Source organism: Streptomyces sp. NPDC004435 (assembly GCF_042873895.1).
In the GTDB taxonomy this organism is placed as follows: domain Bacteria; phylum Actinomycetota; class Actinomycetes; order Streptomycetales; family Streptomycetaceae; genus Streptomyces.
The window spans coordinates 331207-357356 of the sequence record NZ_JBIAMB010000007.1 but is presented as its reverse complement, the minus strand read 5'-3'; the positions used below and the strand labels follow the sequence as shown (position 1 = coordinate 357356).

The 26150-nt window shown below is 73.2% G+C and carries 24 protein-coding genes; 8 read left to right on the top strand and 16 right to left on the bottom strand.

Going from position 1 to position 26150, the window contains the following annotated elements; all coding sequences use genetic code 11:
• Nucleotides 1-50: 50 nt before the first annotated feature.
• Nucleotides 51-710: a response regulator gene (locus tag ACFYT9_RS15560; protein WP_376597073.1), complete on the bottom strand. Its 660-nt coding sequence runs from the start codon at nt 708-710 to the stop codon at nt 51-53.
• On the bottom strand, nt 707-1912 hold the full coding sequence (locus tag ACFYT9_RS15555; RefSeq protein WP_389163784.1) for a sensor histidine kinase: 1206 nt from the start codon (nt 1910-1912) through the stop codon (nt 707-709). Before ACFYT9_RS15555 ends, ACFYT9_RS15560 begins: the two co-directional genes overlap by 4 nt.
• A gap of 172 nt (nt 1913-2084) precedes the next feature.
• Between ACFYT9_RS15555 and ACFYT9_RS15550 the strand changes: the two genes are divergently transcribed.
• Nucleotides 2085-2753: a hypothetical protein gene (locus ACFYT9_RS15550; protein WP_389163781.1), complete on the top strand. Its 669-nt coding sequence runs from the start codon at nt 2085-2087 to the stop codon at nt 2751-2753.
• A 48-nt stretch (nt 2754-2801) separates the two neighbouring features.
• On the opposite strand, the gene ACFYT9_RS15545 is transcribed toward ACFYT9_RS15550, so the two are convergent.
• The gene (locus ACFYT9_RS15545) at nt 2802-3374 is read right to left on the bottom strand and encodes a cob(I)yrinic acid a,c-diamide adenosyltransferase (RefSeq protein ID WP_387274305.1); all 573 of its coding nucleotides are present in this window, start codon (nt 3372-3374) and stop codon (nt 2802-2804) included.
• Nucleotides 3375-3627: 253 nt separating this feature from the next.
• Here ACFYT9_RS15545 and ACFYT9_RS15540 point away from each other — a divergent pair, with 253 nt between their 5' ends.
• The 3 genes from ACFYT9_RS15540 (at nt 3628) to ACFYT9_RS15530 (ending at nt 7903) form a co-directional block, all read left to right on the top strand.
• Nucleotides 3628-4476, top strand: coding sequence for a 3-hydroxyacyl-CoA dehydrogenase family protein (locus tag ACFYT9_RS15540; RefSeq protein WP_387274307.1), 849 nt, complete (start codon nt 3628-3630; stop codon nt 4474-4476).
• 127 nt (nt 4477-4603) lie between these two features.
• Complete coding sequence (locus tag ACFYT9_RS15535) at nt 4604-4927, top strand: STAS domain-containing protein (protein ID WP_360318477.1); 324 nt, start codon at nt 4604-4606, stop codon at nt 4925-4927.
• Between the two features lie 225 nt (nt 4928-5152).
• A complete protein-coding gene (locus ACFYT9_RS15530; protein WP_389163777.1) occupies nt 5153-7903 on the top strand; it encodes an ATP-binding protein in 2751 nt (916 codons plus the stop codon).
• A 69-nt stretch (nt 7904-7972) separates the two neighbouring features.
• Here the strand turns inward: ACFYT9_RS15530 and nucS are convergent, their stop codons facing one another.
• Nucleotides 7973-8644 (bottom strand): endonuclease NucS, encoded by a 672-nt coding sequence (nucS, locus tag ACFYT9_RS15525; protein WP_376606142.1) that lies wholly within the window; start codon nt 8642-8644, stop codon nt 7973-7975.
• A gap of 227 nt (nt 8645-8871) precedes the next feature.
• Between nucS and ACFYT9_RS15520 the strand changes: the two genes are divergently transcribed.
• Nucleotides 8872-9264 (top strand): SCO5389 family protein, encoded by a 393-nt coding sequence (locus ACFYT9_RS15520; protein WP_031006219.1) that lies wholly within the window; start codon nt 8872-8874, stop codon nt 9262-9264.
• 134 nt (nt 9265-9398) lie between these two features.
• Here the strand turns inward: ACFYT9_RS15520 and ACFYT9_RS15515 are convergent, their stop codons facing one another.
• Nucleotides 9399-10433 carry an LLM class flavin-dependent oxidoreductase gene (locus tag ACFYT9_RS15515; protein WP_389163772.1) on the bottom strand — a complete coding sequence of 345 codons (1035 nt, stop codon included), beginning with the start codon at nt 10431-10433 and terminating at the stop codon, nt 9399-9401.
• A gap of 198 nt (nt 10434-10631) precedes the next feature.
• Here ACFYT9_RS15515 and ACFYT9_RS15510 point away from each other — a divergent pair, with 198 nt between their 5' ends.
• The gene (locus ACFYT9_RS15510; RefSeq protein WP_376600613.1) at nt 10632-10958 is read left to right on the top strand and encodes an ATP/GTP-binding protein; all 327 of its coding nucleotides are present in this window, start codon (nt 10632-10634) and stop codon (nt 10956-10958) included.
• Nucleotides 10959-10966: 8 nt separating this feature from the next.
• On the opposite strand, the gene ACFYT9_RS15505 is transcribed toward ACFYT9_RS15510, so the two are convergent.
• From ACFYT9_RS15505 to mce, 7 genes are all read right to left on the bottom strand, one after another.
• Nucleotides 10967-11803: an ABC transporter permease gene (locus ACFYT9_RS15505; protein WP_376600612.1), complete on the bottom strand. Its 837-nt coding sequence runs from the start codon at nt 11801-11803 to the stop codon at nt 10967-10969.
• Nucleotides 11800-12966: an ATP-binding cassette domain-containing protein gene (locus tag ACFYT9_RS15500; RefSeq protein ID WP_376600610.1), complete on the bottom strand. Its 1167-nt coding sequence runs from the start codon at nt 12964-12966 to the stop codon at nt 11800-11802. The genes ACFYT9_RS15505 and ACFYT9_RS15500 overlap by 4 nt, the downstream gene beginning before the upstream one ends.
• A gap of 209 nt (nt 12967-13175) precedes the next feature.
• Nucleotides 13176-13955, bottom strand: coding sequence for an ABC transporter permease (locus ACFYT9_RS15495; protein WP_387279795.1), 780 nt, complete (start codon nt 13953-13955; stop codon nt 13176-13178).
• Between the two features lie 3 nt (nt 13956-13958).
• Nucleotides 13959-14972 carry an ABC transporter ATP-binding protein gene (locus ACFYT9_RS15490; protein ID WP_376600606.1) on the bottom strand — a complete coding sequence of 338 codons (1014 nt, stop codon included), beginning with the start codon at nt 14970-14972 and terminating at the stop codon, nt 13959-13961.
• Between the two features lie 87 nt (nt 14973-15059).
• Nucleotides 15060-15995 (bottom strand): cellulose-binding protein, encoded by a 936-nt coding sequence (locus ACFYT9_RS15485; RefSeq protein WP_376600604.1) that lies wholly within the window; start codon nt 15993-15995, stop codon nt 15060-15062.
• Between the two features lie 114 nt (nt 15996-16109).
• Entirely contained in the window at nt 16110-20402 is a 4293-nt protein-coding gene (gene scy, locus ACFYT9_RS15480) for a polarized growth protein Scy (protein WP_389163873.1), read from the bottom strand.
• Between the two features lie 213 nt (nt 20403-20615).
• Complete coding sequence (mce, locus tag ACFYT9_RS15475) at nt 20616-21068, bottom strand: methylmalonyl-CoA epimerase (protein ID WP_376600603.1); 453 nt, start codon at nt 21066-21068, stop codon at nt 20616-20618.
• Nucleotides 21069-21205: 137 nt separating this feature from the next.
• On the opposite strand from mce, the gene ACFYT9_RS15470 reads away from it, so the two are divergent.
• Nucleotides 21206-22408 (top strand): acetyl-CoA C-acetyltransferase, encoded by a 1203-nt coding sequence (locus ACFYT9_RS15470; RefSeq protein ID WP_376600601.1) that lies wholly within the window; start codon nt 21206-21208, stop codon nt 22406-22408.
• Between the two features lie 26 nt (nt 22409-22434).
• On the top strand, nt 22435-23391 hold the full coding sequence (meaB, locus tag ACFYT9_RS15465) for a methylmalonyl Co-A mutase-associated GTPase MeaB (protein ID WP_387279800.1): 957 nt from the start codon (nt 22435-22437) through the stop codon (nt 23389-23391).
• A gap of 65 nt (nt 23392-23456) precedes the next feature.
• Here the strand turns inward: meaB and ACFYT9_RS15460 are convergent, their stop codons facing one another.
• From ACFYT9_RS15460 to ACFYT9_RS15445, 4 genes are all read right to left on the bottom strand, one after another.
• Nucleotides 23457-23933 (bottom strand): MarR family winged helix-turn-helix transcriptional regulator, encoded by a 477-nt coding sequence (locus ACFYT9_RS15460; RefSeq protein ID WP_376605294.1) that lies wholly within the window; start codon nt 23931-23933, stop codon nt 23457-23459.
• 123 nt (nt 23934-24056) lie between these two features.
• A complete protein-coding gene (locus ACFYT9_RS15455) occupies nt 24057-24839 on the bottom strand; it encodes an AIM24 family protein (RefSeq protein ID WP_387279860.1) in 783 nt (260 codons plus the stop codon).
• Nucleotides 24836-25486, bottom strand: coding sequence for an AIM24 family protein (locus ACFYT9_RS15450; protein ID WP_376605297.1), 651 nt, complete (start codon nt 25484-25486; stop codon nt 24836-24838). The genes ACFYT9_RS15455 and ACFYT9_RS15450 overlap by 4 nt, the downstream gene beginning before the upstream one ends.
• Nucleotides 25486-26124 (bottom strand): AIM24 family protein, encoded by a 639-nt coding sequence (locus ACFYT9_RS15445; protein ID WP_389163764.1) that lies wholly within the window; start codon nt 26122-26124, stop codon nt 25486-25488. Before ACFYT9_RS15445 ends, ACFYT9_RS15450 begins: the two co-directional genes overlap by 1 nt.
• Between the last annotated feature and the right edge of the window lie 26 nt (nt 26125-26150).

The window sequence follows — 26150 nt, the reverse complement described above, 5'->3', positions numbered from 1 at the left end:
AGAAAGGTCTGGACCAACCGTCAAGAGGTCCAGACCAACGTCGGTAGCTTCTATCGGAGCCCCAACTCCTGTGCCAGCACGGCCGCTTGGACTCTGCTGCGCAGCCCGAGCTTCCCCAGCACCTTGCTGACGTGCGTCTTCACCGTGGTCTCCGCCATGTCCAGCCGCACCGCGACCTCCGCGTTCGACAGACCCGCCCCCAGCGCCGCCAGCACCTCCCGCTCCCTCGGCGTCAGCGCCTCCAGGCAGGACGCGTCCCGCCCCGGGGCCGGCCGGGGAGGGGCGGCGCCCGCCGTCGCGAACTCCGCGATCAGCCGCCGGGTCACCGCCGGCGCGATCAGCCCCTCGCCCCGCGCCACCGTCCGCACCGCCTCGATCAGCTCCCGCGCGTCCGCGTTCTTCAGCAGGAAGCCCGACGCCCCCGCGCGCAGCGCCCCGAAGACGTACTCGTCCAGATCGAAGGTGGTCAGCACCAGTACGTCCGCGAGCCCCTCCGCCACCACCAGACGGGTCGCCGTCACCCCGTCCATCCGGGGCATCTGCACGTCCATCAGCACCAGGTCCGGGCGCAGTTCACGGGCCAGCTCCACCGCCCGCTCCCCGTCCTCGGCCTCCCCGACCACCTCGATGTCCGGCGCACTGCCCAGGATCAGCACCAGCCCGGCCCGCACCGCGCCCTGGTCCTCGGCCACCACCACCCGCACGGTCATGCCCGCTCCTCCTCCTCGCTCGCTCCGACGGGCAGAACCGCCCGCACCCGCCACACCTTCGCGTCCCCGTCCCCGTCCCCGGCCTCAAGGCCGGCGTCCAGAGAGCCTTCCAGCAGCGCCACCCGCTCGCGCATGCCCACCAGACCCGCGCCGGAACCCGGAGCGCGCGGCCCGGGCCGCTGCCCGTACGGGCTCGTCACCGTCACCCGCAGCGCCCCCTCCTCGTGCGCCAGCGCCACCCGCACCTCACCGGGCGCCGCGTGCTTGAGCGCGTTCGTGAGCGACTCCTGGACGATCCGGTACGCGGCCAGCTCCACCGGCGCCGGCAGGCCCGGACCTTCCCGGCGGGCGTCGTCCAGCGTGAAGCGCAGCCCGCTCGCCGAGCCGTTCGTCCGCGCCTGCTCCACCAGGGCGTCCAGACCGGCGAGCGACGCCGTCGCGGCCGGCTCGGTCTCCGCGCCGCTCTCCCGCAGCAGCCCGATCAGCCGCCGCATCTCCGCCAGGCCGGCCACGCTGTTCTCGCGGATCACGGTGAGCGCCTGCCGGGTGGTGCCGGGATCGTCGAGGGAGAGCGCCGCCGTCGAGTGGATCGCGATGGCGGAGAGGTGGTTGGCCACCATGTCGTGCAGCTCCCGCGCCATCCGCGCCCGCTCCGCCACCACCGCCTGCGCCCGGTCGATCTCGGCGAGCAGCGCGGTCTGTTCGGCGCGCAGCCGGGCGGACTCGGCGGCCTCGCGATGGTTGCGCACGATCGAGCCGGTGACGGCGGGCAGGAACGAGACGATGCCGGTGATCACGCCGACGAGAAGCGCGAACGCGTTCTGCCACCAGACCAGGAAGGCGACCGTGGTACCGACGGTGACCAGCGCGGTCGTGTACGGGATCCGGCGGGCCTGGCCCGGGGTCCCGTAGACGACCGCCGCGTAGACGATGTCGGTGAACATCAGCACGGTGGCCAGGTTCCCGTTGGTGAACTGGTCGGCCACGATCGCCAGCGTCCCGACGGCCAGCGCGGTCTGCGGCGCCACCCGGCGCAGCGCCTCCGCCCCGGCCATCACGGCCAGCGGGACGAGAGCCGCCCAGCGCTCGTCGAAGAGCCGCCCGCCCGTGGTGTAGAGCCCGAACGACCACAGGAGCACTCCGGTGGCCAGCCCGGCGAGGGCGATGAGCAGATCGACGCGGTGCGGGCGGGGGAGGGTCACGACCCCATCCAACACGTCCGGCGGCCCCGGGTCCTCTACGCCTGGGCCGATCCGCGCCGGTCCGTGCCTCCGTCGAAGGATGTAGTCCCGATTCGTCACCGGCGACGACGATTCCGGCCCGTCGGCACGCGAGGCTGGGAGTACCCGAAGGGGGAAGGAAAGGGGAAGCGCCGTGATCGTCACGCTGATCGTCGTCTGCGAGGTGGGGTTCTGGGTCCTGCTGGCCGCCGGACTCGCCGCCCGCTACCTGTTGCGGATGCCCAAGCTGGGCCTGGGACTGCTGCTGTGCGAGCCGCTCCTGGAGGTCCTGCTCCTGGTCGTCACCGCGATGGACCTCAAGAACGGCGCGGAACCCAGCTGGCGGCACGGCCTCGCCGCCGTGTACATCGGCTACACCGTCGGCCACGGCCACCGGACCGTGAGGTGGCTCGACGGCCACGCCGCCCACCGCTACGGCGGCGCCCCGCCGCCCGTGAAGCCGCCCCGCCACGGCAAGGGCCGCGCCCTGCACGAGGGGGCGGTCTGGCTCGGCTCCGTGGTCGCGGGCGCGGTCGCCTCCGTCCTGCTCCTCGCCGCCATCTGGTATGTCGGGGACTCCGGCGACACCTCGATGCTCAGGGGCTGGATCAACGGTGTCTGGAAGGCCGTCGGCATCCACGGCCTGATCGCCCTCAGCTACGCGCTCTTCCCCAGCAAGGGCCCCGAGAAGGCGTCCGACGACTCCTCGGCGGCCCCCGCCCGGGCCCCGGAGCACGACCCCGACGGCCTCGTCCGCCGTCCGGGCGAGGACGCCGCCTCCGCCGCGGACGACCTCAGGACCCCCGGCGGCGGGCGCCACTAGGGCCAGGGCCGGCCGTCACGCACCCGGCCCGGCCCGCGACAACAGGCTCTAGCGGTCCCCGCCCGGGACCCACAGCACGTCCCCGACCGCCTTGTTCGCCGTCCGGGCGAGGATGAAGAGGAGGTCCGACAGGCGGTTGAGGTAGGTGGCGGTGAGCGGGTTCATCGTCTCGCCGTGGACCTCCAGGGCCGCCCAGGTCGACCGCTCGGCCCGCCGGACCACCGTGCACGCCTGGTGCAGCAGTGCCGCACCGGGCGTGCCGCCGGGCAGGATGAAGGAGCGGAGCTTCTCCAGCTCCTCCAGGAAGCGGTCGCAGTCCGCCTCCAGCTTGTCGACGTAGCTCTGCTCCACCCGCAGCGGCGGGTACTCCGGGTTCTCCACGACCGGTGTGGCGAGGTCGGCGCCCACGTCGAAGAGGTCGTTCTGGACGCGGGTGAGGACCGTGACGACCTCCTCCGCCAGCTGCCCGAGCGCGAGCGCGGTGCCGATGACGGCGTTGGCCTCGTTGGCGTCCGCGTAGGCCGCGATCCGGAGGTCGGTCTTGGCGGTGCGGCTCATGTCGCCCAGGGCCGTCGTGCCCTGGTCGCCGGTGCGGGTGTAGATGCGCGTCAGATTGACCATGGGGCCAGCCTAGTGAGGCGCCGCCGCTCCGGGCCCCGGTGTGCCGACCGTCACGGCGCGGGCCTGCCCCGGCATACCGATCGGGGGTATCCGGGCGCCGGAGAGGGGCGCGGGCGGAGCCCCGGGGAGTGTCGCGAGTGTGACGTCCGTCAAAGAGGGCGTGACGCGCATTACTTCACGGTCACACGGCGCCCCGGGCCCGCTAATCTCCGCCGGAGAGCCAGAAGTGAACAGGTGTTAAGGGGTGGAATTCGTGGCCGGAAAGCTCGCCGTCATCGGGGCCGGACTCATGGGAGCCGGCATCGCACAGGTCTCGGCCCAGGCCGGCTGGGACGTCGTCCTGCGGGACGTCACCGACGCGGCCCTGACCCGCGGCACCGACGGCATCAAGGCGTCCTACGAGAAGTTCGTCGCCAAGGGCAAGCTCTCGGCCGCCGACGCGGAGGCCGCCCTCGGCCGCATCACCGCCACCACCGACCTCGAAGCCGTCGCCGACGCCGACCTGGTCGTCGAGGCCGTCTTCGAGAAGATCGAGGTCAAGCACGAGATCTTCCGCTCCCTCGACAAGATCGCGAAGGACGGCGCCGTCCTCGCCTCCAACACCTCCGCCATCCCGATCACCAAGATCGCCGCGGTGACGGAGCGCCCCGAGGCCGTCGTCGGCGTCCACTTCTTCTCGCCGGTCCCGATGATGCAGCTGGTCGAGCTCGTCCGCGGCTACAAGACGAGCGACGCCACCCTCGCCGCCGCCCGCTCCTTCGCCGAGTCCGTGGGCAAGACCTGCATCGTCGTCAACCGCGACGTCGCCGGCTTCGTCACCACCCGCCTCATCTCCGCCCTCGTCGTCGAGGCCGCCAAGCTGTACGAGTCGGGCGTCGCCACCGCCGAGGACATCGACCTCGCCTGCAAGCTCGGCTTCGGCCACGCCATGGGCCCCCTCGCCACCACCGACCTCACCGGCGTCGACATCCTCGTCAACGCCACCGGCAACATCTACGCCGAGACCCAGGACGAGAAGTTCGCCCCGCCGGAGCTGATGCGCCGGATGGTGGACGCGGGTGACATCGGCCGCAAGAGCGGGCAGGGCTTCTACACGTACTGAGATCCGCCCGCCACGCAGGCTCACTCCATGGAGTGAATTCAGGTATCGGTTCGACGACAAGGCGCAACGTATCTGCCGAGGCAGCAGTCAGTTGTTGCGAAGACGGAGCATTTCCCGGGGAGCGACTATGCACATCAGGGGCGACCACGCCGAGCTGGTCGTCGGGGGCCGCCTCGACGTCCGCAGCGCGGCGGACGCCCGTACGGTCCTGCACACGGCCGTCGACGACGGAGTCGGCGATCTGGTGCTCGACCTGACCGGACTCGACTCCTGGGACGCCACCGGCCTCGGCGTGATCATGGGCGCGCACCGACGGGCCGGCCGCTGCGGCCGCCGGCTCGTCCTGCGAGGGGTGCCACCGCAGATGCAGCGGCTCCTCGTCGCCACCCGCCTCCACCGTATCCTCGCCATCGAGGGCGGCCTCGCCCTGGAGTCCCTGCCCCGCGTCTGACCGGCCGGTGCGCGCGCGGCCGCCGGGCGAACGGGGCGCCGCGGAGTGTGAAGCCCCTGTGCGAACCAGGCGTCACGCTCAATCCTCACAAGACCGTGACGTCTTGGTCTCCACGGCACCCCGCCTGTTCCCGGGGATCCCGTGACCGTCTAGGGTTCGGTCGCCCGCACCCGACGACGGACCCACCCGGCGGGCTCCGCACCACCGCTCTTGGGGGCTTTGACCATGGACCCGATACACCGGGGGCCGGACGAGTCCGGTCACGACACCGCGGCCGAGGGCGCCCGCCCCGCACAGCCCACCGCCCTGCCCGAGCGCGCCGCCCCGGCACCCGCTCGCGCCCGCGTCACCCGCGTCGTCTCCGGCGAGCTGCTGCTCACCGTCAACCCCGTCGACGGCAGCGAGATCGAGGCGTGCCCGCCCGGCGAGGAACCGCCGCCCGCCCGCCGCCGCACCCCCGAGGAGCGCGCCGAGGCGGCCCGTACCGCCTCCGTGCCCGTCCCGCCCGGACCCGCCGCCCCCGAGCTGCCCCTCCTGGAGCGCGAGGAGCAGCGCGCCCGGCTCACCGAGACCCTGACCCGCGGCCGCTGCGCCCGAATCACCGGCCCCGACGGCTCCGGCCGCACCGCCCTCCTCGACGCCGTCGCCGCCGACTGCGCCACGCTCGCCCCCGACGGCGTGGTCCGCCTCTCCGGCCACCACCGCACCACCGGCGAACTCCTCCACGAACTCCGCGCCGCCGTCCTGCACGCCCCCCGCCACCGGCCCGACCGCGACGGACTGCGCGCCGACCTCGCCGGCATCGGCGCCGTCGTCGTCGTGGACGACCTGGAGTTCGGCGGCGCGGCCCTCGACGAACTCCTCGCCGCCGCCCCCGAGTGCGCCTTCCTCCTCGCCGCCGCCCCCAGGGTCCCCGCCCCCTCCGCCGAGGCACCGATCGAGGAGCTCACCCTCCCCGGCCTCGGCCGGGCCGCCTCCCTCGACCTCCTGGAGGCCGCCGTCGGCCGCCGCCTCACCGAGGAGGAGGCCAACTGGGCCGGCGACCTCTGGTTCGAGTCCGAGGGCCTGCCGCTCCGCTTCGTCCAGGCCGGCGCCCTGCTCCGGCAGCGCGACCGGCTCCGCGTCACCCCCGCCGAGTTCGACGCCTTCGGCGCCCTGGAGGAAGCCTTCGGCCCGTCCGGTACGGGACAGGGAGCGGGCCCCGCCGACGCCGTACCCGGCCTCGACCCGTACGAGAACCCCGACGTCGAGCTCCACGAGGTGCCGCTGCCCAGCCTCGGCGAGGGAGCCGCCCCCGCCGCGCTGCTCGCCTCCCGGCTCAGCCGCTCCGCCCAGACGACCCTCCGCTTCGCCGTCGCCCTCGGCGGCGAGCTCCCGCACCACGCCCACCTCCCGGCGCTCGTCGGCGACACCCACGCCGACGCGGCCCTCGGCGAACTGCGCGCCTGCGGACTGCTCAGCCCCGTCGGCGCCCGGCACCGGCTCGCCGGCGGCGTCCTCACCCAGCTCCTCGCCCACGGCTACGGCCACGACGCCGCCGACCGCGTCCACACCGCCGCCCAGCACTACGCCTGGTGGGCCGGACACCCCTCGGTCGGGCCCGAACGGGCCGCCGCCGAGTCCGACGCCCTGCTCGCCGTCCTCGGCGCCCTCGTCGGCGGCGACCACGGCTCCACCGCCGGCGCCGCCCCGGCGGACGGTTCCCCCACCGGAGCGGTCGGTGCAGGCGGGGCCGCAGGCGGCGAGCCCGCGGCCGACCCCCGCGCCACCGCCGTCGCGCTGGCCCGCGCCGCCGCTCCCGCCTTCGCCGCCGGGCTCCACTGGGGCGCCTGGGAACGCGCCCTGCGCTCCGGCCAGGAGGCCGCCCGGATCGCCGGCGACGTCGCCGAGGAGGCGTACTTCCACCACGAGCTCGGCGTCCTCGCCGTCTGCGCGGGCAACCTCGGCCGCGCCCGAGCCGAACTGGAGGCGTCCATCGGCCTGCGCGGCGTCCTCGCCGACAAGCGCGGCACCGTCGCCGGACGCCGGGCCCTCGCCCTCGTCGCCGACCTCTCCCGCGAGCAGGAGCCCCCGCACGCCCCGCTGCCGTCCCGCGCCGACTCCCCGCCACGGGGCCTGCCCGTGGCTCCGCCCGCCGCCCAGGTCCCCGCCGAGGCGCCGACCGAGCTGCTGCCGCCGGTCCCCGCCGCCACACCGCCCGCCCACCCGGCCTTCCCGGACTTCCCGGACCACCCCGACTTCGCGGAGCAGGGCCCCACGGTCGTCTCCCGCCAGGCCCCCGCCCCGGCGGACCGGCCGCGCAGGAGCCTCAAGGCGGGCATCCTCGACGGCACCCGCCGGAACCTCGCGGCCGTCGGCGCCGGCGCCCTGCTGGTCGCCGTCCTCGGCACCGTCGTCACCCTCGGCGCCACCTCCGGCACCGACGACACGCCCACCTCCGGCACCGTCACCACCGACAGCACCGCCGACCAGGGCGCCGGCGACGAGATCCCGGGCACCGACGACGGCGCCCCCGACGACGGCGACCCCGCCGACCCGAGCGCGACCGGCACGCCCACCACCTCCGGCTCGCCCGGCCCCACCACGTCGGCCGGCTCGCCCCCGTCCTCGACCGGCACGGACCCGACGGCGACCGGCTCCCCTTCCACCACGGACTCCGGCGCGCCGGACCCGACGCCCACCACGAGCGCCCCGGGCACGACGGACGACCCGACGCCGCCGACCGACCGGCCGACGAGCCCCCGGCCGAGCACGACCTCCCCTTCGACGGGGACGACGACCACCCCGCCGGTCTCGACCACCCCGCCGTCGATGACGCAGTCACCCCCGACGCCGCCGACCAGCACCCCGCCCGCGAGCAGCCCGCCGGCGACGGGGACGCCGAGCCAGGAGCCCAGCACCGAGTCCCCCGGCGCCGGCGCGTCCTCCGCCCTCGACGGCACTCCCGAGGCCTCCGACACCGCCACGGTGAGCTGAGACCGCGGAAAGGGGACGGCCCCGGGCGCGATGAGCGCCCGGGGCCGTCCCCGCGTCGTACCGCCCGGCTCAGAACAGCCGCAGCTTGTCGTCCTCGATGCCGCGCAGCGCGTTGTAGTCGAGCACGACGCAGTCGATCCCGCGGTCCGTCGCGAGGACCCGCGCCTGCGGCTTGATCTCCTGGGCCGCGAAGATGCCCTTCACCGGCGCGAGGTGCGGATCGCGGTTGAGCAGCTCCAGATAGCGGGTCAGCTGCTCCACGCCGTCGATCTCGCCGCGCCGCTTGATCTCGACCGCGACCGTGGCGCCGTCCGCGTCCCGGCAGAGGATGTCGACCGGGCCGATGGCCGTGGGGTACTCGCGGCGGACCAGCGACCAGCCCTCGCCGAGCGTCTCGATGCGGTCGGCCAGCAGCTCCTGGAGGTGGGCCTCGACGCCGTCCTTGATGAGCCCCGGGTCCACACCCAGCTCGTGGGACGAGTCGTGGAGGATCTCCTCCATCGTGATGATCAGTTTCTCGCCCGCTTTGTTGATCACCGTCCAGACGCCGGCCTCACCCTCGGCACCCTCCTTCAGGGTGCACGGCGGGGACATCCAGTTGAGCGGTTTGTACGCCCGGTCGTCGGCGTGGATCGAGACGCTGCCGTCGGCCTTGATCAGGATCAGACGGGGCGCGGAGGGCAGATGGGCCGTGAGTCGACCCGCGTAGTCCACGGAGCAACGGGCAATGACGAGACGCATGGTCGCCAACGCTACAAGAGGAGCGCCCTTCTACGCGATTCGGGCATCGGCATGAGCCGAACACCCGTCGGTTATCGGCCTGTTGTGTGCCCATTCTCCTGGTGCGGGCAGCACCGCGCGCTTACCGTGGAAGCTGGAGGTCGTCGTCCGTGCACGCTGCGTGGCGTACGTCGGCCCTCGTCCCTGCCCGCACAGACCCCGTCCGCGGGGTCTCGAGAGGAGAACCCATGTCGCTCGACGTCTCACCGGCACTGTTGGAACAGGCCGAGCGAGGCGAGGTCGACGAAGCCGCCTTCGTCGACTGCGTCCGGACCTCCCTGCCCTTCGCGTGGGAGATGATCAGTTCTCTGGTGGCCCAGCTGGAGGTGGAAGGCGGAGAGTTCGCCGACAACCAGACGCCGCCGCCGAACGAGCAGGCCCGCGGTCAGCTGCTCCGCGCACTGGCGAGCGACGCCATCCGCGGTGCGCTCCAGCGCCACTTCGGTGTGCGTCTCGCCTTCCAGAACTGCCACCGCGTGGCGGTCTTCCCGCTGGACCCGGCGGTGGACGAGCGGCTCGCCCGCTTCACCTCGATACGGGGTCAGCTGCTCAACCAGTCGCCGGAGCTCCGCGACTGCTGAGGCCCGGCCGTCGCCTCCGGGAACAGGCCAGGACTCGAACACCGCCGCTGTGCGCCGCGGGAGCCGCGACCGGTGCGTGCCGACACGCACCGGTCGCGGGGACGCCGGAGCGGTGGCGGGGCCCGTCCTGTTCCTCAGCCCAGCCGGGGCAGGACCTCGGCGCCGAGGCGCCGCAGGTTCTCCTCGGTGGAGGCGAGATCGCCGGAGCCCTCGGCGAGCAGGGCGAAGCGGGTGATTCCGGTGCGCTCGGCGGTCGCCGCCAGCCGGTCGGCCGCCAGCGACGGGGTGCCGACCGGGTGGAGCGAGCAGAGCAGTTCGGTGTACGCCACCGGGTCCCGCATCGCCCGGTGCCGGCCGTCCACCGTCACATGCGCGTCGAGCCCCTGCTTCAGCCAGCCCGGCATCGCCTTCACCAGGGTCTCCGACGCCTCCTGCGTGCGGTCCGCGAGCTGCACCACGCCCGCGGAGACGTGGCCGGCGGCGATCCGCGCGATCTCGTCCGGGTCCCGCCCGGCCTCGCGCGCGCAGCGGGCCCAGGCGGCGACCATCTCCGCCTTGTCCTCGTCACCGCAGTGCATGCCGAGGAGCATCGGCAGCCCGCGCTCGGCGGCGAGCCGCACGCTCTTCGGCGAGGTGCAGGCGACCACCACCTCCGGCGACGGGTCACCGCCGATCAGCTCGTCCGGCCGGGGCACCACCGGCACCTCACGGAAGGAGAATCGTTCGCCCTCCGCACCCACCCGGGCCTCGGTGAGCCAGCGCAGCAGCAGATCGAGGGCCTCGGGGAAGCCGCGCTCGTACGCCTCCAGACCCGCGCCGAACACCTCCAGGTCGACCCACGGCCCGCCACGGCCCACCCCGAGGGTGAATCTGCCGCCCGACACCACGTGCAGCAAGGCCGCCTGCTCGCCGAGGGCGACCGGGTGGACGCTCGGCAGCACGCTCACCGCCGTCCCCACCCGCAGCCGGCGGGTGCGGCCGAGCAGCAGCGCCGCCAGCGTCACCGCCGACGGACAGACGCCGTACGGCACGAAGTGGTGCTCGGCCAGCCAGACCGAGTCCAGGCCCGCCTCCTCGGCCACCTCGGCGGTCCGCACCGCACGGTGCAGCGCCTCTCCCTGCCCCTGGCCCGGAAACTGAGCCGCCAGAACGAACGTTCCTACGCGCATCGCCTTCTGCCTCCTCGCGGCCGACGCGTTGATCCCCCTCGTACTGGCAACAACGCCTGACACGTGCCAAAGGCAACGGCCGTGTATGAAGTTCTTGCGATTTTCGGCCCGCGCGCTCCGGCCGGGGCCCCGGCCCCCCTGTCGCGGCCCGTACGCTGGAGGGAACGGTCCGTGTTCCCCGACCCCGTGAGGTGTGCTGTGTCCCCGCGTCAGAACCGTTCCCGCCGCGGCTCCAGGCCCGAGGCGCGGGACGATCGCGACGACCGGTACGGCGGCTCGCAGGCCACCGAGACCTGGCAGGGCGAGGAGTGGTACGTCCGCCTCGTCGCGGGAGCCAGCTCCCCGGGCAAACGCTACCGCTGCCCCGGCTGCGACCAGGAGATCCCGCCCGGCGCCCCGCACGTCGTCGCCTGGCCCGAGTACGGCGGCGTCGACGACCGCCGCCACTGGCACAAGGCGTGCTGGAACGCGAAGGACCGCCGCACCTCCCGGGTGCAGCGGTCCCGCAACGCGCCGAAGTACTGACCCCCGGCTCAGACGTCCCGGCTGTTCAGCAGCGCGTACGCGCCGCCCAGCGCCACCGCCGCGATGCCCATCAGGATGAAGAGGGCCTCCCAGCCCGCCGGACCGCCCTCGCCGAACGGCGGCTGCGCGCTGTACAGGGCGATCATCTGCGAGGGCACCGAGTAGGTGAAGAGCGCCTCCTGGATGCCCTTCAGCGCCGGCGCGAACATGAACAGGGCCGCCACCAGCGGCAGCAGCAGCACGCCGATCATCACCGTGATCGCCCCGGCGGAGTGCCGCACCAGCGCCCCGACCCCCATCGACAGCAGGCCGAGCACCGCCATGAACCCGGCCGCGCCGACCGTGGCCCGCGCCCACTCCGCGCCCGTCGGCTCCGCCGCGTCGACCATCGCCACCTGCGCCGTCGCCACCGCGAAGGCGACCACCAGGGTCACCGTGAAGACCAGCAGGAAGAAGACGATCGCCTTCGCCGTCAGCACCCGGGTCCGGCTGGGGCACGCCGTCAGCGTGGTGCGGATCATCCCGGTGCCGTACTCGGACGAGATGGTCAGCACGCCCAGCGTGATCACGCAGATCGACGCCGGCAGCATCCCGAAGAAGCCCAGCGGCAGCGCCGACTCCTCGCCCATGTTCCCGCCCTCGCCGGCGGCGACCGCGGCCACGCCGAGCCCGATCACCAGCATCAGCAGGACCATGGTGCCCAGCGTCCACATCGTCGACCGCACCGAGCGGATCTTCGTCCACTCCGAGGCGAGCGCGTCACCGAGGTGCGCCCGGCGGACCGGGATGGGGGACACGTAGCCGTACGGCGGGGGAGGCGTCTGGGTCGGCGTCGGGGCGGTCATCGGGCGTCCTCGGTGGTGTCGCTCGGCTTCTGGAGGCTCGGCTGCGGGGGGCTCTGCGGCGGGGCGCCCTGCGGCTGCGCGGCCGGAGCCGCGGGGGGCTGCGGGGCGGCGTACGGGTTCTGGCCGGGCGGCGGCGGGGCGTACCAGCCCTGCTGCGGCACGTCCGCGGGGAGCTGCGGCTGCGACGGCAGCCCGTACCCCGGCTGTCCGGGCTGCGGCGGGGCCTGGAGGTGCGCCAGCTTGTCGTCGGTGGAGCGGTAGTCCACCGCGCCCTGCGTCAGCCGCATGTACGCCTCCTCCAGCGACGCCTGGTGCGGGGAGAGCTCCCAGAGCCGTACGTCCGCCCCGTGCGCCAGGTCGCTGATCCTCGGCAGCGGCAGGCCGGTGACGCGCAGCGCCCCGTCCGGCTCCGAGAGGACCTGGCCGCCGGCCTCGGCGAGCACGCCCGACAGCTTGTCCCGCAGCGCGGTGTCGCCGTCCGGCGTGCGGACCCGGGCGAAGTCCGCCGAGTTCGCCGAGATGAACTGCTTCACCGGCATGTCGGAGAGCAGCTGGCCCCGGCCGATCACGATCAGGTGGTCGGCCGTCAGCGCCATCTCGCTCATGAGGTGGCTGGAGACGAAGACCGTGCGGCCCTCGGCGGCCAGCTTCTTCATCAGGTTCCGCACCCAGAGGATGCCCTCCGGGTCGAGGCCGTTGACCGGCTCGTCGAAGAGCAGCACCTGCGGGTCGCCCAGCAGGGCCGCCGCGATCCCGAGCCGCTGGCCCATGCCGAGCGAGAAGCCCTTGGAGCGGCGCTTCGCCACGTCCTGGAGGCCCACCACGCCCAGCACCTCGTCCACCCGGCGGGCCGGGATGCCGGCCAGCTGGGCCAGCGACAGGAGGTGGCTCCGGGCGCTGCGGCCGCCGTGCACCGCCTTGGCGTCGAGGAGCGCGCCGACCTGGCGGGGCGCGTTCGGCAGCTGCCGGAAGGGGTGGCCGCCGATCGTCACATGGCCGGCCGTCGGCCGGTCCAGGCCCAGGATCATGCGCATGGTGGTCGACTTGCCGGAGCCGTTCGGGCCCAGGAAGCCGGTGACGACACCCGGCCTCACCTGGAAGGAAAGGTTGTACACGGCCGTCTTGGCGCCGTAGCGCTTGGTCAGGCCGACTGCCTCGATCATTCTCCAGCCCCATCGACAGCTCGGTGGTGTGCGATCGGGGCAAGACGGCGCGTGGCCGGAAGGCCCCCGTACGAGTCAGGAGCTTATCCAGCCGTTGACGGTTCCCGCGCCGGGGAAGCGAGACCGAAGTGAAACCTCCGGGGAAAATCCGGGACGCCCCGGACCCCTCTCGGGGCTCCGGGGCGTCCCGGGGGCCGTCCGGTCGTGCCTCAGGCGTCCCGCCGCTTCAGCACCAGATAGCCGCCGAGCAGCGAGGCCGCCACCCAGACCAGCATGATCCCGAGCCCGCCCCAGGGCCCGTACGGCGCCTTCTCCGTGCCCAGCGCGTCCGGCACCACCTGCATGATCTTGGAGCCCGCCTGGTCGGGGAAGTACTTCGCGACCTCCTTCGCCTTCGGCACCGCCGACAGGATCTGGGAGATCAGGAAGAAGAACGGCACCAGGATGCCGAGCGACAGCATCGAGGAGCGGAGCATCGCCGCCACGCCCATCGAGAAGACCGCGATCAGCCCCATGTAGATCCCGCCGCCGACCACCGCCCGCAGCACGTTGTCCGCGCCGATCGTCGTCCGGTGCTCGCCGAGCAGCGCCTGCCCGAGGAAGAACGACAGGAAGCTCGTCACGAGACCGACGACCAGGGCGAGCACCCCGGCCACCGCGATCTTGGAGAAGAGGAAGGTGGCCCGCTGGGGGACCGCGGCGAGCGAGGTGCGGATCATGCCCGAGGAGTACTCGGTCCCCACCACCAGCACGCCGAAGACCACCATCGCCAGCTGCCCCAGCACCATCCCGGAGAAGCTGACGAAGGTCGGGTCGAAGGTCGCCCGCTCCAGGTCGGAGAGGTCGCTGAAGCTCGCCTTCAGGACCGCCGAGAGCGCGGCGCCCATCGCCACCGTGACGATCAGGGCGCACGCCAGGGTCCAGACCGTCGACGAGACCGTCCGGATCTTGGTCCACTCGGACTGGAGGACCGCGGGTACCGCTGCCATGGGTCAGACCCCCTCGCTCGTCGAGCCGGACCCGGAGTCCCGCGCGGGGCCCCAGCCGGAGTTCGCGCCCCACACGGGGCCGGGGGCGGCCGGTCCGCCGCCGTGCACGTCGGTGCCGTGCGCGTGGTACTCCACCGCGCCCGCCGTCATCTGCATGAACGCCTCCTCCAGGGAGGCGCGCTGGGCGCTCAGCTCGTGCAGCGTCAGCTGGTGCCGGGCCGCCAGCTCGCCCAGCCGCTCGGTCGTGGCGCCGTCGACCTCCAGGGTGCCGTTCCCGGCCTCGACCACCACGAATCCGTCGGCCTGGAGCACATCCCGCAGGCGTTCCTGCTGCGGAGAGCGCAGCCGGACGAAACTCCGGGAATTCTCCTGGATGAAATCCGCCATCGAGGTGTCGGCCAGCAGCTTTCCCTGCCCGATCACGATCAGATGATCCGCCGTCAGCGCCATTTCACTCATGAGATGGCTGGAGACGAAGATCGTCCTGCCTTCCGAGGCCAGCGACTTCATCAGATTGCGGATCCAGTGAATTCCCTCGGGGTCCAGACCATTGACGGGTTCGTCGAACATCAGGATCTCGGGATCACCGAGCAGCGCCGACGCGATGCCGAGCCGCTGCCCCATACCGAGCGAGAAACCCTTCGACTTCTTCCGCGCCACCGCCGTCAGACCCACCAGGTCCAGCACCTCGCCCACCCGGCGCTCCGGGATGCGGTTCGACTGCGCCAGGCAGAGCAGGTTGTTGTAGGCCGACCGGCCCCCGTGCATCGCCTTGGCGTCGAGGAGCGCCCCGATGTACTTCAGCGGCTCGTCCAGCTCGCGGTAGTGCCGGCCGTCGATCCGCACCGTCCCGCTCGTCGGGTTGTCCAGATCGAGCATCATCCGCATCGTGGTCGACTTCCCCGCCCCGTTGGGCCCCAGGAAGCCGGTGATCATGCCCGGCCGGACCTGGAAGGAGAGATGATCGACCGCCGTCTTCGACCCGTACCGTTTCGTCAGTCCGTCAAGCTCGATCATGCGTACCAAGCTAAGGGCGCGCGAAACCCCCCGCCACCGGAGTGACGGGGGGTTCAGAGCGCACGCGCTACCGGCTCGTGCCGGGGCTTACCGGGTCTGCTGCGCAGGGACGCCCGCCGAGCGGTCCTCGTCCAGCGGGGAACCGGCCGCGGCCACCGCGGCACCGGTCAGCGTGGCCAGCATCTCGCGGACGTTGGTCAGCTGCGCGTTGATGGAGTCGCGGCGGTTCGTCAGCGCGGCGAGCTCGCGCTCCGATTCCGAGCGGATCCGGTCGGCCTTGGCGTTCGCGTCGGCCACGATGTCCTCGGCCTGGCGCTGCGCGGTCTCCACCGTCTGGCGGGCCCGGCGCTCGGCGTCCGTGCGGAGCTTCTCGGCCTCCAGGCGGAGCTGCTCGGCGCGGTGCTCGATCTCGGCGAGGCGCTTCTCGGCCTTGGCCTGACGGGAGGCCAGGTCGCGCTCGGACTGCTCGCGGCGCTTGGCCAGGTTGGTCTCGAAGTCCGCGGCGGCCTGGGCGGCCTTGGCGCGGGTCTCCTCGAAGAGGGCGTCCGCCTCCTCGCGCTTCGACTGCGCGTCCTTCTGCGCCTCGGCCCGCAGCGAGTTGGCCTCGCCCTGCGCCTTCTCGACGATCCGGACGCCCTCGTCCTCGGCCTTCGCCTTGCGCTCCGCCGCGAACGACTCCGCGTCGTTCCGCACCTGCTGGGCGGCCGACTCGGCCAGCTCGCGGTGCTGCTCGGCGGCGCGGCGGGCCTCCTCGCGCAGGTCCTTCGCCTCCTCCTCGGCGAGACGGAGGATCTTCTCGACGCGCGCGCCGAGACCGGCGTACGACGGCTCGGCGTCGGTCACCTGCGCCTGGGCGTTCTGCGTTTCGAGGTGGAGTTCCTCGATGCGCTTCTCCAGCGAGGTGATCCGGGCCAGCGCACTGTCACGGTCGGCGACGAGCTTGGTAATGCGGTCGTCCACCTGACCGCGGTCGTAACCACGCCGCACGAGCTCGAAGCCGAAGGGGGAGGATGTGTCGCTCATGGGGTTCCTGTCGAATGAGACCGGTGAGGTGTTAGAGGGAATCCTAGGGGCCGAAGCGGCGTGTCATCGAGCGTATGCCCGTTTGATCTGGAGAATGTCCAGCCTTTTGAGTGGCTAGCCGTCCTGCGACTTGCCACTCGAACGAGTGGAACCCGAGGAAGCGCCCGCCTTGAGGCCGTCCTTCGCCCCCGCCGACGGAGTCTCGAAAGACTCCAACGCCTCCAGCACGTCCTGGACACGGGAGATCTCGGCATTGATGTCGGTACGACGACGGGTCAGGGTCTCCAGCTCGCGCCGGCCCTCCTCGACCAGCCGCTCCGCCTCGGCCTCCGCCTCCGCCTTGATCCGCTCCGCCTCGGCCACCAGCGAACTCTTCTTCTGCTCGGCCTCCTTCAGGAGCCCGTCCGCCTTCCGCACCGCCGCGATCCGGACCTTGCTGGCCTCGGAACTCGCCTCGGAGACCATCTCCTTGGCCTTCTCCTCGGCCTCGGCGCGCTGCTCCTCGGCGGCCTTCACCAGCTTGTCGACCCGCTCGCCGGCCGTCTTCATCTGCTCGGCCGACTCGCGCCGCGCCCGCTCGTGCAGCTCCTCGATCTCGCCCTCGATCCGGCCCCGCAGCTCCTCGGCCCGCTCCCTTATGTCGGTCGCGTCCTTCCGCGCCCCGACCAGGAGTTCGTCCGCGTCGGTCCGCGCCTTCTCCACCAGCGCGTTGCCCTCGACGGTCGCCTCGCCGACGATCCGGTCGGCCTCCTTGCGGGCGGCGCCGACCATCGTGTCCGCCTGCGTCTCCGCCTCTGCGGTGGCGCGCAGCGCCTCCTCCCGGGCCTTGGCGATCAGCTGGTCGGCCTGCTCGGCCGCGTCGGCGCGCTTCCTCGCGCCGGCCTCGCGGGCCTCGTCCAGGGTCCGGTCGGCCTCCGCGCGGGCCTCGGAGCGCATCTGCTCGGCGGCCGACGCGGCGTCCTCCTCGGCCTTCGCCGACTCCGTACGGATCCGCTCGGCGTCCTGACGGGCCGCCTCCAGGGCCTCGGCGCCCTCGGTCCGCAGCCGCTCGGCCTCTCCGGCCGCGTCCGCGACCGTCCGCTCGGCCTCGGTCCGGGCGTCGGCGGTCACCGACTCGGCCAGCTCGATCGCCTCGTCGGTGATCCGGCCGGCTTCCGTCGTCGCCTCCCCGACGAGGGCGTCGGCCTGCTCGGCGGCGTCCTGGCGGCGCTTGTCGGCCGCCTTCCTGGCCTCGTCCAGGATCTGCTCGGAGTCGGCCAGGGCCGCCGTCCGCAGCGCCTGGGCGTGTGCCTCGCCGTCCGTCTTGACCTGCTCGGCCTCGCTCCGCAGCCGGGTCGCGTCCCGCTCCGTGGTCTCGCGCAGCTCGGCCGCCTCGGCCGCGATCCGCTCGGCCTCGGAGGTCGCCTCGCCGACGAGGGCGTCGGCCTGCTCGGCGGCGTCCTGGCGGCGCTTGTCGGCGGCCTGCCGGGCCTCGTCCAGGACCTGCGCGGCCTCCGCGGCGATCCGCTCGGCCTCGGAGGTCGCCTCCCCGACGAGGGTGTCCGCCTGCTCGGCGGCGTCCTGGCGGCGCTTGTCGGCGGCCTGCCGGGCCTCGTCCAGGACCAGCTCGGCCTCCGCGGCGATCCGCTCCGCCTCCGCCGTCGCCGCGCCGACCACGCCCTCGGCCTTCTCCGCCGCCTCCGAACGGATCCGGTTGGCGTCGTCCCGGGCGTCCGCCCGGGTGCGGGCCGCGTCCTGCTCGGCCGAGGCCAGCGCGTCCGTCGCCTCGGTCCGTACCCGCTGCGCGTACTCGGCGGTGTCCGTACGGAGCTTCTCCGCCTCCGCGATCGCGTCCCCGACCGTCCGCTCGGCCAGCGCCTTCGCCGCCTCGGACTCCTCCTGGGCACGCGCCCGCGTGCGGGCCGCGTCCTCCGACGCCCGCTCCCGCTCCCCGTGCGCGTCGGCGCGGACGCGGTCCGCCTCCTCCTGCGCCTCGGTACGGGTCCGCTCCGCCGCGTGCTCCGCGGCCGACCGCAGCCCGGCGATCTCCTCCTCGGCCTGCTCGCGCAGCCCCGCGACCGAGTCGCGGACCTCCTGCGCGGCTCGCGAGGCGGCGCCGACCATCTCGGTCGCCCGCGCGTCCGCCTCCTCGACCAGGCGCTGAGCCTCGGCCTGCGCCTCCTCCACCCGCTTGCGGGCGGCGGCGAGGAGCTCCTCGGACTGCTCGCGGGCGTGCTCCCGCTCCCGGCCGGCCTCCGAACGGGCCGACTCCAGCGTCTCCTCGGCCTCCCGGCGGCGCCGGACGGCCTCCTCCTGCGCGGCGCTCAGCGCCTCCGCCGCCTCGGCGGCGACCCGCTCGGCCGCGGCCGCGGCCTCGGACCGCACCCGGTCGGCCGTCTCCTGGGCCTCGGTCCGCAGCCGCTCGGCCTCGGTCTCCGCCTCGGAGGTGAGCCGCTGCGCGGTCGCCTCGGCCTCGGAGCGGGCCGCGGAGGCGTCCCCCGCGGCCTCGGTGCGCAGCCGCTCGGCCTCCTGCTCCGCCTGCTCCCGCAGCGTACGGATCCGCTCGGCGCCCTCGGTCCGCAGCCGCTCGGACTCCTCGGCCGCCTCGCGCCGGATCCGCTCGCCCTCGGCGCGGGCGTCGGTCAGCTCCTGCCCGGCCGCCGCCACCTTCGCCTCGGCGTCGGTGTGCAGCCGGGCCAGCTCCTCCGCGGCCTCGGCCCGGCGGGCCTCGGCGGCCCGCTCGGCGTCCGCGCGCAGCTGCTCGGCCGCCTTCTCGGCGGCCTCCCGGACCGCCTCCGCCTGCTCCTCGGACTCGGCGCGCAGCCGCTCCGCCTCGGCGCGGGTCCGCTCCAGCGTCTCCTCGGCCTGGGTCCGGAGCGTCTGGGCGCGCTCCATCGCCTCCGACTTGACCTTCTCGCTCTCCGCGCCGGCGCTGGCGCGCCGCTCGTCGGCGTCGGCCTTCGCCCGGGTCAGCAGCTCCTCGGCGGTCTTCGCCGCCTCCTCGATCTGCTGGACGGCCTCGCGGCGGGCCTCGCCCCGGATCCGCTCGCCCTCGGCGATCGCCTCGGCGCGCAGCTGCTCGGCCTCGCCGCGCAGCCGCCGCGCCTCCTCCTGGAGCTCGACCGTCTTGGCCCGGTACTCCTTGGTGTCGTCCTTCGCCGAACCGAGCAGTTCGTCGGCCTGCTCCTCGGCGCGCGAGCGCAGCCGGTCGGCCTCGGTCTCGGCCTCGCGGCGGATCCGCTCGGCCTCCTCGGACGCCTTGCGGGTGGTCTCGGCGGCGTCCTCGGACGCCTTGCTGAGGACCTCCTCGGCGCTGCGGGCGGCCTTGGCCAGCGCGGCGGCGGAGTCCTCGGCCGCGGAGGCGCGGGCCTGCTCGGTGGCCTCGGCGACCAGCTTCTCGGAGTGCGCGGTCGCCTCGCGCAGCTTCTCCTCGGCCTCCGCCTTGAGCTGCTCGGCCTCCTTGGTGGCCTCGCCGACCAGCCGGGCGATCTCCGCCTTGGCGGTACGGGTGCGCTGCTCGTTGACGGAGTCGGCGGAGGCGAGCGTCTTCGCGGCGGCGTCCTTGGCCTCCGTGAGCGCCTTGTCGGCCTCGGTACGGGCCTGCCGCAGCTTCTCGTCGGCCTCCTGGATCCGCTGCTCGGCGGCGCGGGAGAGCTCGGTGGCCTGGCGGCGGGCCTGGTCGGTCTCGGCGACGGCGGCGGTCCGCAGCTGCTCGGCGTGGCCGGTGGCCTCCTGGGCCTGGGTGGACGCGGCCGTCATCAGCCGCTCGGCGTCCTTGCGGGCGCGCAGCAGAATCGCTTCGGCCTCGGCGCGGGCGGCCTCCGCCTCGGCGCCGACGCGGCGGCCCGTCTCCTCGGAGAGCCGGGTGGCCTCGGCGCGGGCCGAGGAGAGCGACTGCTCGGCCTCGGCGCGGGCCTCGTCCATCAGCCGGCGGGCCTGGGACTCGGTGCGGGCACGCAGCTGTTCGGCCCAGGCCACGTTCTCGTTGACGTGGGCCTCGACCGTCTGCCGGCGCTCGTTCAGCTCCTGGTCGAGCTGCTGGCGGCGCTGCACGGCCTCGTTGTGCAGCTCGGCCTGGAGCCGGGCCTGGTGCTCGGCGTGCTCCTGGAGGATCCGCTGGGTCTGCGCCCGGGCCTCGCGCAGCTCCCGCTCGGCGTCCTGCCGGAGCTGTTCGGCCTGGGCCTGCGCGTTCCGCAGCGTCTGCTCGGCCTGGTAGCCGATGTCCGCGCTGTCGTAGGCGGGACGGGACGCGATGGTCCGTCGCGCCTCGTGGAGCTTGGCACGCAAGACCTCGACCTGGTAGCCGAGGTCCTCGGCGTGCTGGACGGCCTTCTCGCGTTCCTTCTTCAGCCGGTCCATCTCGGCTTCGAACCGCGAGAGATGGTCGTCCTCAGCTCGGTGGCTCTCCTGGCGTTCGTAGCCCCGCACTGCGCGGTCCATCCTTCCCCGAGCTCTCCGAGCAGGGGAGACCCCAACCCTGGTCGCTACGTTCCGACGAGCACCGTTCACCGGACTGAACGGCCCCCCGGGGAATCGTGGCAGATCGGACGACCCCGACATCCCGACTACGGCGCCGCGCGAAGCGGCCCCGACCGGCCCCGGCCCGGAGTCGCCCACTCTACCGGGCCGGGAATACGGAGGTCAGTGCTCCGCTGAGGAGTGGTCAGCGGAAGGCCGCGCCGAGGTGACGAGTTCGGTCAGGACGCCGTGGCAGTCCTTGGGGTGGAGGAAGGTGATCCGGGAGCCCATGGAGCCGGTCCGGGGCTCGTCGTAGAGGACCCGGACGCCCTTGCCGCGGATCGCCTCGGCGTCCCCGTCGACGTCCGCGGTGCCGAAGGCGATGTGGTGGACGCCCTCCCCGTTCTTGGCCAGCCACTTGCCCACCGCGGAGTCCTCGCGGGTGGGCTCCAGGAGCTGGAGGTAGGAGGCGCCGCCGTCGTCGGTGGCATTGATCCTCAGCATGGCCTCGCGGACGCCCTGCTCCTCGTTGACCTCGGAGTGGTAGACCTCGAAGCCGTACGTGGCACGGTAGAACTCGACGGTCCTGTCCAGGTCGAAGCAGGCGATCCCGATGTGGTCGATACGCGTCAGCATGGCTCCAGTGCACCCCCGCGGGGATGGTTACGCAACGTGCGCGCCGTCACACCGGCAGGCCGGTGACCGGGCGCCGCGGCGCTCAGTACATTGGCGGTAAACCCTCGTTCACTCCTCATCCCAAGGGGCTGTGCCTCATGTCTGGAACGACCGGTACCACCTCAGTGATCGTCTCGGGCGCCCGCACGCCCATGGGGCGCCTGCTCGGCTCGCTCAAGTCCTTCTCCGGCGCCGATCTGGGCGGTTTCGCCATCAAGGCCGCCCTGGACCGGGCGGGCGTCGCCGGCGACCAGGTGCAGTACGTGATCATGGGCCAGGTGCTCCAGGCGGGCGCCGGGCAGATCCCCGCCCGCCAGGCCGCCGTCAAGGCCGGCATCCCGATGAACGTCCCCGCCCTCACCATCAACAAGGTGTGTCTGTCGGGCCTGGACGCCATCGCGCTGGCCGACCAGCTGATCCGCGCCGGCGAGTTCGACGTGATCGTCGCCGGCGGCCAGGAGTCGATGACCAACGCGCCGCACCTGCTGCCGAAGTCCCGCGAGGGCTACAAGTACGGCGCGATCGAGATGCTCGACGCGATGGCGTACGACGGCCTCACCGACGCCTTCGAGAACATCGCGATGGGCGAGTCCACCGAGAAGCACAACACCCGCCTGGGCATCGACCGCGCCTCGCAGGACGAGATCGCCGCGCTGTCGCACCAGCGCGCCGCCGCCGCCCAGAAGAACGGCCTCTTCGAGGCCGAGATCACCCCGGTCGAGATCCCGCAGCGCAAGGGCGACCCGGTCGTCTTCGCCACGGACGAGGGCGTCCGCGCCGAGACCACCGTCGAGTCCCTCGGCAAGCTCCGCCCCGCCTTCGCCAAGGACGGCACGATCACCGCCGGCACCTCCTCGCAGATCTCCGACGGCGCCGCCGCCGTGGTCGTGATGAGCAAGGCCAAGGCGGAGGAGCTGGGCCTGGAGTGGATCGCCGAGATCGGCGCCCACGGCAACGTGGCCGGCCCGGACAACTCGCTCCAGTCGCAGCCCTCCAACGCCATCCGGCACGCCCTGGAGAAGGACGGCCTGACCGTCGACGACCTCGACCTGATCGAGATCAACGAGGCCTTCGCCGCCGTCGCCGTACAGTCCATGAAGGACCTCGGCGTGTCCCCGGAAAAGGTGAACGTCAACGGCGGCGCCATCGCGCTCGGCCACCCGATCGGCATGTCCGGCGCCCGTGTGGTGCTCCACCTCGCCCTCGAACTGAAGCGGCGCGGCGGCGGCACCGGCGCGGCGGCGCTGTGCGGCGGCGGCGGCCAGGGCGACGCGCTGATCATCCGCGTGGCCGGCAAGTAAGAGCACTTCCGACAGGAGAAGGCAGCATGGTGGACGTCCCCGCTCTGGTCGCCCAGGCACGGGAGGGCCGGCCGCGGGCCGTGGCCCGGCTCATCTCGCTCGTGGAGGGGGCGTCCCCGCAGCTGCGCGAGGTGATGGCGGCGCTGGCCCCGCTCACCGGCAACGCCTACGTGGTGGGCCTGACCGGCTCGCCGGGCGTCGGCAAGTCCACCTCCACCTCGGCGCTGGTGAGCGCGTACCGCCGGGCCGGCAAGCGGGTCGGCGTGCTCGCCGTCGACCCCTCCTCGCCGTTCAGCGGCGGCGCGCTCCTCGGCGACCGGGTGCGGATGTCCGACCACGCCTCCGACCCCGGCGTCTACATCCGCTCGATGGCCACCCGCGGGCACCTGGGCGGTCTCGCCTGGGCCGCGCCGCAGGCGATCCGCGTCCTCGACGCGGCCGGCTGCGACGTGGTCCTGGTGGAGACCGTCGGCGTCGGGCAGTCCGAGGTGGAGATCGCCGGGCAGGCCGACACCTCGGTGGTGCTGCTCGCGCCGGGCATGGGCGACGGGATCCAGGCCGCGAAGGCGGGCATCCTGGAGATCGGCGACGTGTACGTGGTCAACAAGGCGGACCGGGACGGCGCCGACGCCACCGCCCGCGAGCTCAACCACATGCTGGGTCTCGGCGAGGCCCGCGGCCCCGGCGACTGGCGCCCGCCGATCGTGAAGACGGTCGCGGCGCGCGGCGAGGGCGTGGACGAGGTCGTGGAGGCGCTGGAGAAGCACCGGGCCTGGATGGAGGAGCACGGGGTCCTGGCGGAGCGCCGGAGGATCCGGGCGGCCCGCGAGGTGGAGACCATCACCATCACGGCGCTGCGCGAGCGGATCGGGGACCTGCACGGTGACCGGCGTCTCGACGCGCTGGCCGAGCGGATCGCGACCGGCGCGCTCGACCCGTACGCGGCCTCCGACGAGCTCCTGGCGAGCCTCACCGGCAACTGAGGCGTGCCGGAACGCCGAAGGGCCTCCCCGTCGCGGGGGAGGCCCTTCGGCGTTTCTCTGTCAGGTCACGGCTTGCCGCGCTTGCCGCGCAGCCGCTCGGCGACCGGCTTCAGCGACTCGTGGAGGTCGCCGAGCGCCTCCGGGGTGAGCCGGTCGATGAAGTGGTCGCGGACGGACTCCACGTGGTGCGGGGCGACCTTGCGCATGGTCTCCATGCCCTGGTCGGTGAGGACGGCGTAGAGGCCGCGCCGGTCGGACTCGCAGTTGACCCGCTGGACCAGGCCGGCGTTCTCCATCCGGGTGATCTGGTGGGAGAGGCGGCTCTTGGACTGGAGGGTGGCGGCGGCGAGGTCGCTCATCCGGAGCCTGCGCTCGGAGGACTCGGAGAGGTTGACGAGGATCTCGTAGTCGTTCATCGTCAGGCCGAAGGGCTGGAGGTCGCGCTCCAGCTGGTGCGTCAGCATTCGCTGGACGTCGAGGAAGGTGCGCCACGCGCACTGCTCGGCGTCGGTGAGCCAGGGAGTGGCCGTCTCGGTGTCCATAGAGTGGATTCTACCTAAGAAGTTGAATACTTGACGAAATCTGCGGGGTGACGCGCGGCACCCGCCGGGCCGGCCGCACGCCTCGCGCGGCCGTTCGAAGCGTCACGCTCCGCAGACTACCGCTCACAGCCCGAAGCGCCGCTGCAAGTCCCCGAGCTGGCCGGGAAGGCGCGGTACCGCACCCTGCGCCGCCTGGCCGGAACCGTGCCCGTGCCCGCCCGGCACCCCGGCCTGGGCCGGCGGCCCGCCGATGTTCCGCTCCGCCATCAGCAGCTCCGTCGACTGGAGCAGGACCGTGCCCGCGCCGACGAACTCGAACTGGTGCTCCTCGCCGGAGGAGCCCCCGATGCCGGTCAGGGCCCGTACCCCGCCCATCACGCCCGTCAGGTAGGCGTGGTCGTAATGATGACAGGGGGAGGGGCAGTCGGCCCAGCCGACCAGGGCCTGCGGGTCGACCCGGAGCGGAGGCTCCATGAAGACCACCGGTCCGTTGGACGCGGCCACGAACTTGCCGGTGCCGATCAGCGTCACGAATCCCGGCACGATCGACTGCTTCAGCGCCAGCGTCGGCTGGTAGGCGAGCAGGTTCCCGGACCGGATCGTCAGATTGCCCTCGTCCAGGTCGTACGAGTTCACGTCGAAGGCCCGGTCCGCCAGCAGCATCTTGCCGGTGCCCTCGGCCACCACCCAGTCGCTCGCGTGCAGCGGCGAGTGGAAGGCGGTCCGCACCAGCCGGTCGAGCCGCCCGTGCCCGATGCCGTTGAACTCGATCCGCCCGTAGTAGGCGATCATCTTCCCCTTCTGGAGGAACCAGGGGGAGCCCTTCAGCTCGACGCAGAAGGTGTACGCGTTGACGTTGTCGTCCGACGGCAGGGTGTGCGGATCGTGGATGACAGGGGTGCTCAAAGCTTCTCCTCCGATGCCTGGACGTACACCGCACCGCTGCCGCTCAGCTCCAGCTGGAACGCCTCGCCGGAGCCGCGGCCCACCATGTCGCGCCAGCCCAGCGCCGTCGAGAGCTTGTTGCGCACGTCGCCGTGGTGGGCCACGTACGCCTGCGGGTCGACGTGCACCGGGCGGCCCGGCGTGATCGGCAGCTCGATCACCCCGCCGTGCGCCATGACCGCCACCGAGCCGTGGCCCTTGAGGGTGGTGGTGAAGAGGCCCTGGCCGGTCACCTGGCCGCGGACCATGCCCATGACGCCGCCCTGCGAGCCCATGAACATCGTGCCCTGCTCCAGGGTCCCGTCGAAGGCGAGCAGCCGGTCCGCCTCCACGTAGAGGGTGTCGCCGGTCAGCGCGATCACCTGGATGTGGTGGCCGCCGTGCCCGAACATCACGAGGCCGTTGCCCTCCACGGTCATCAGCGGTGTCGCCTCGCCGGCCACCCGGCGGCCGATCATCGACGCCAGGCCGCCCTGGCCGCCCGCGATGTTCGGCGTGAACGTGACGTCCCCGCGGTACGCCAGCATGGCGCCGCGCTGGCTGAAGAGCCGCTGCCCGGGCACCACGGTCGCCTCGATCATCTTCGAGTTCACCTCGCGGAACGGCATCAGACATCGCCCCCGATCGTGTTCCGCTCGCTCGGCTGCACGTAGACCAGCCCGTCCCCCTCGAAGCGGATCTGGAAGGCCTCGCCGCCGCCCTCGCCGATCAGGGTGCGGAAGGTCACGCCCGACTGGAAGTGCTGCTGGAGGTTGCCCTGGTGGGCGATGTACGCGCCGGGGTCGACGGACAGCGGGTACTGCGGGGTGACCCGGAGCACCGTCGCCGGGCCGTCGGACATGATCGCCGCCTGCCCGGTGCCCTCCACCGTGGTGGTGAAGAGGCCGTTGCCGGTCGCGCCGCCGCGCATCCCGGTGAAGGTGGTGCCGGTGCGCAGGCTGGCGTCGGCGCAGAGCAGGTTGCTCGCCTCCACCCACAGCTTGTCGCCGTGCAGCTGGACGAGGTTGATCTCGGAGGCCCGGTCGGCGAACCAGCAGGTCCCCTGGCCCCTGACCTCCATCACCTCCATCTGTTCGCCGGTCAGCCGGCGGGTGACCATGCCGCGCAGGCCCTCACCGCCGCCGCTCATCTTCTTGAACGCCATCTGTCCGTCGTAGGCGACCATCGAGCCGTTCTTCGCCTTGACGGCGTCGCCGGTCATCGTCACGGCGAGCACCTTGCTGCCCTGGAGTCGGAACGTAGCCACGGGCCGAAGGTAGCGGGGACCCGGTT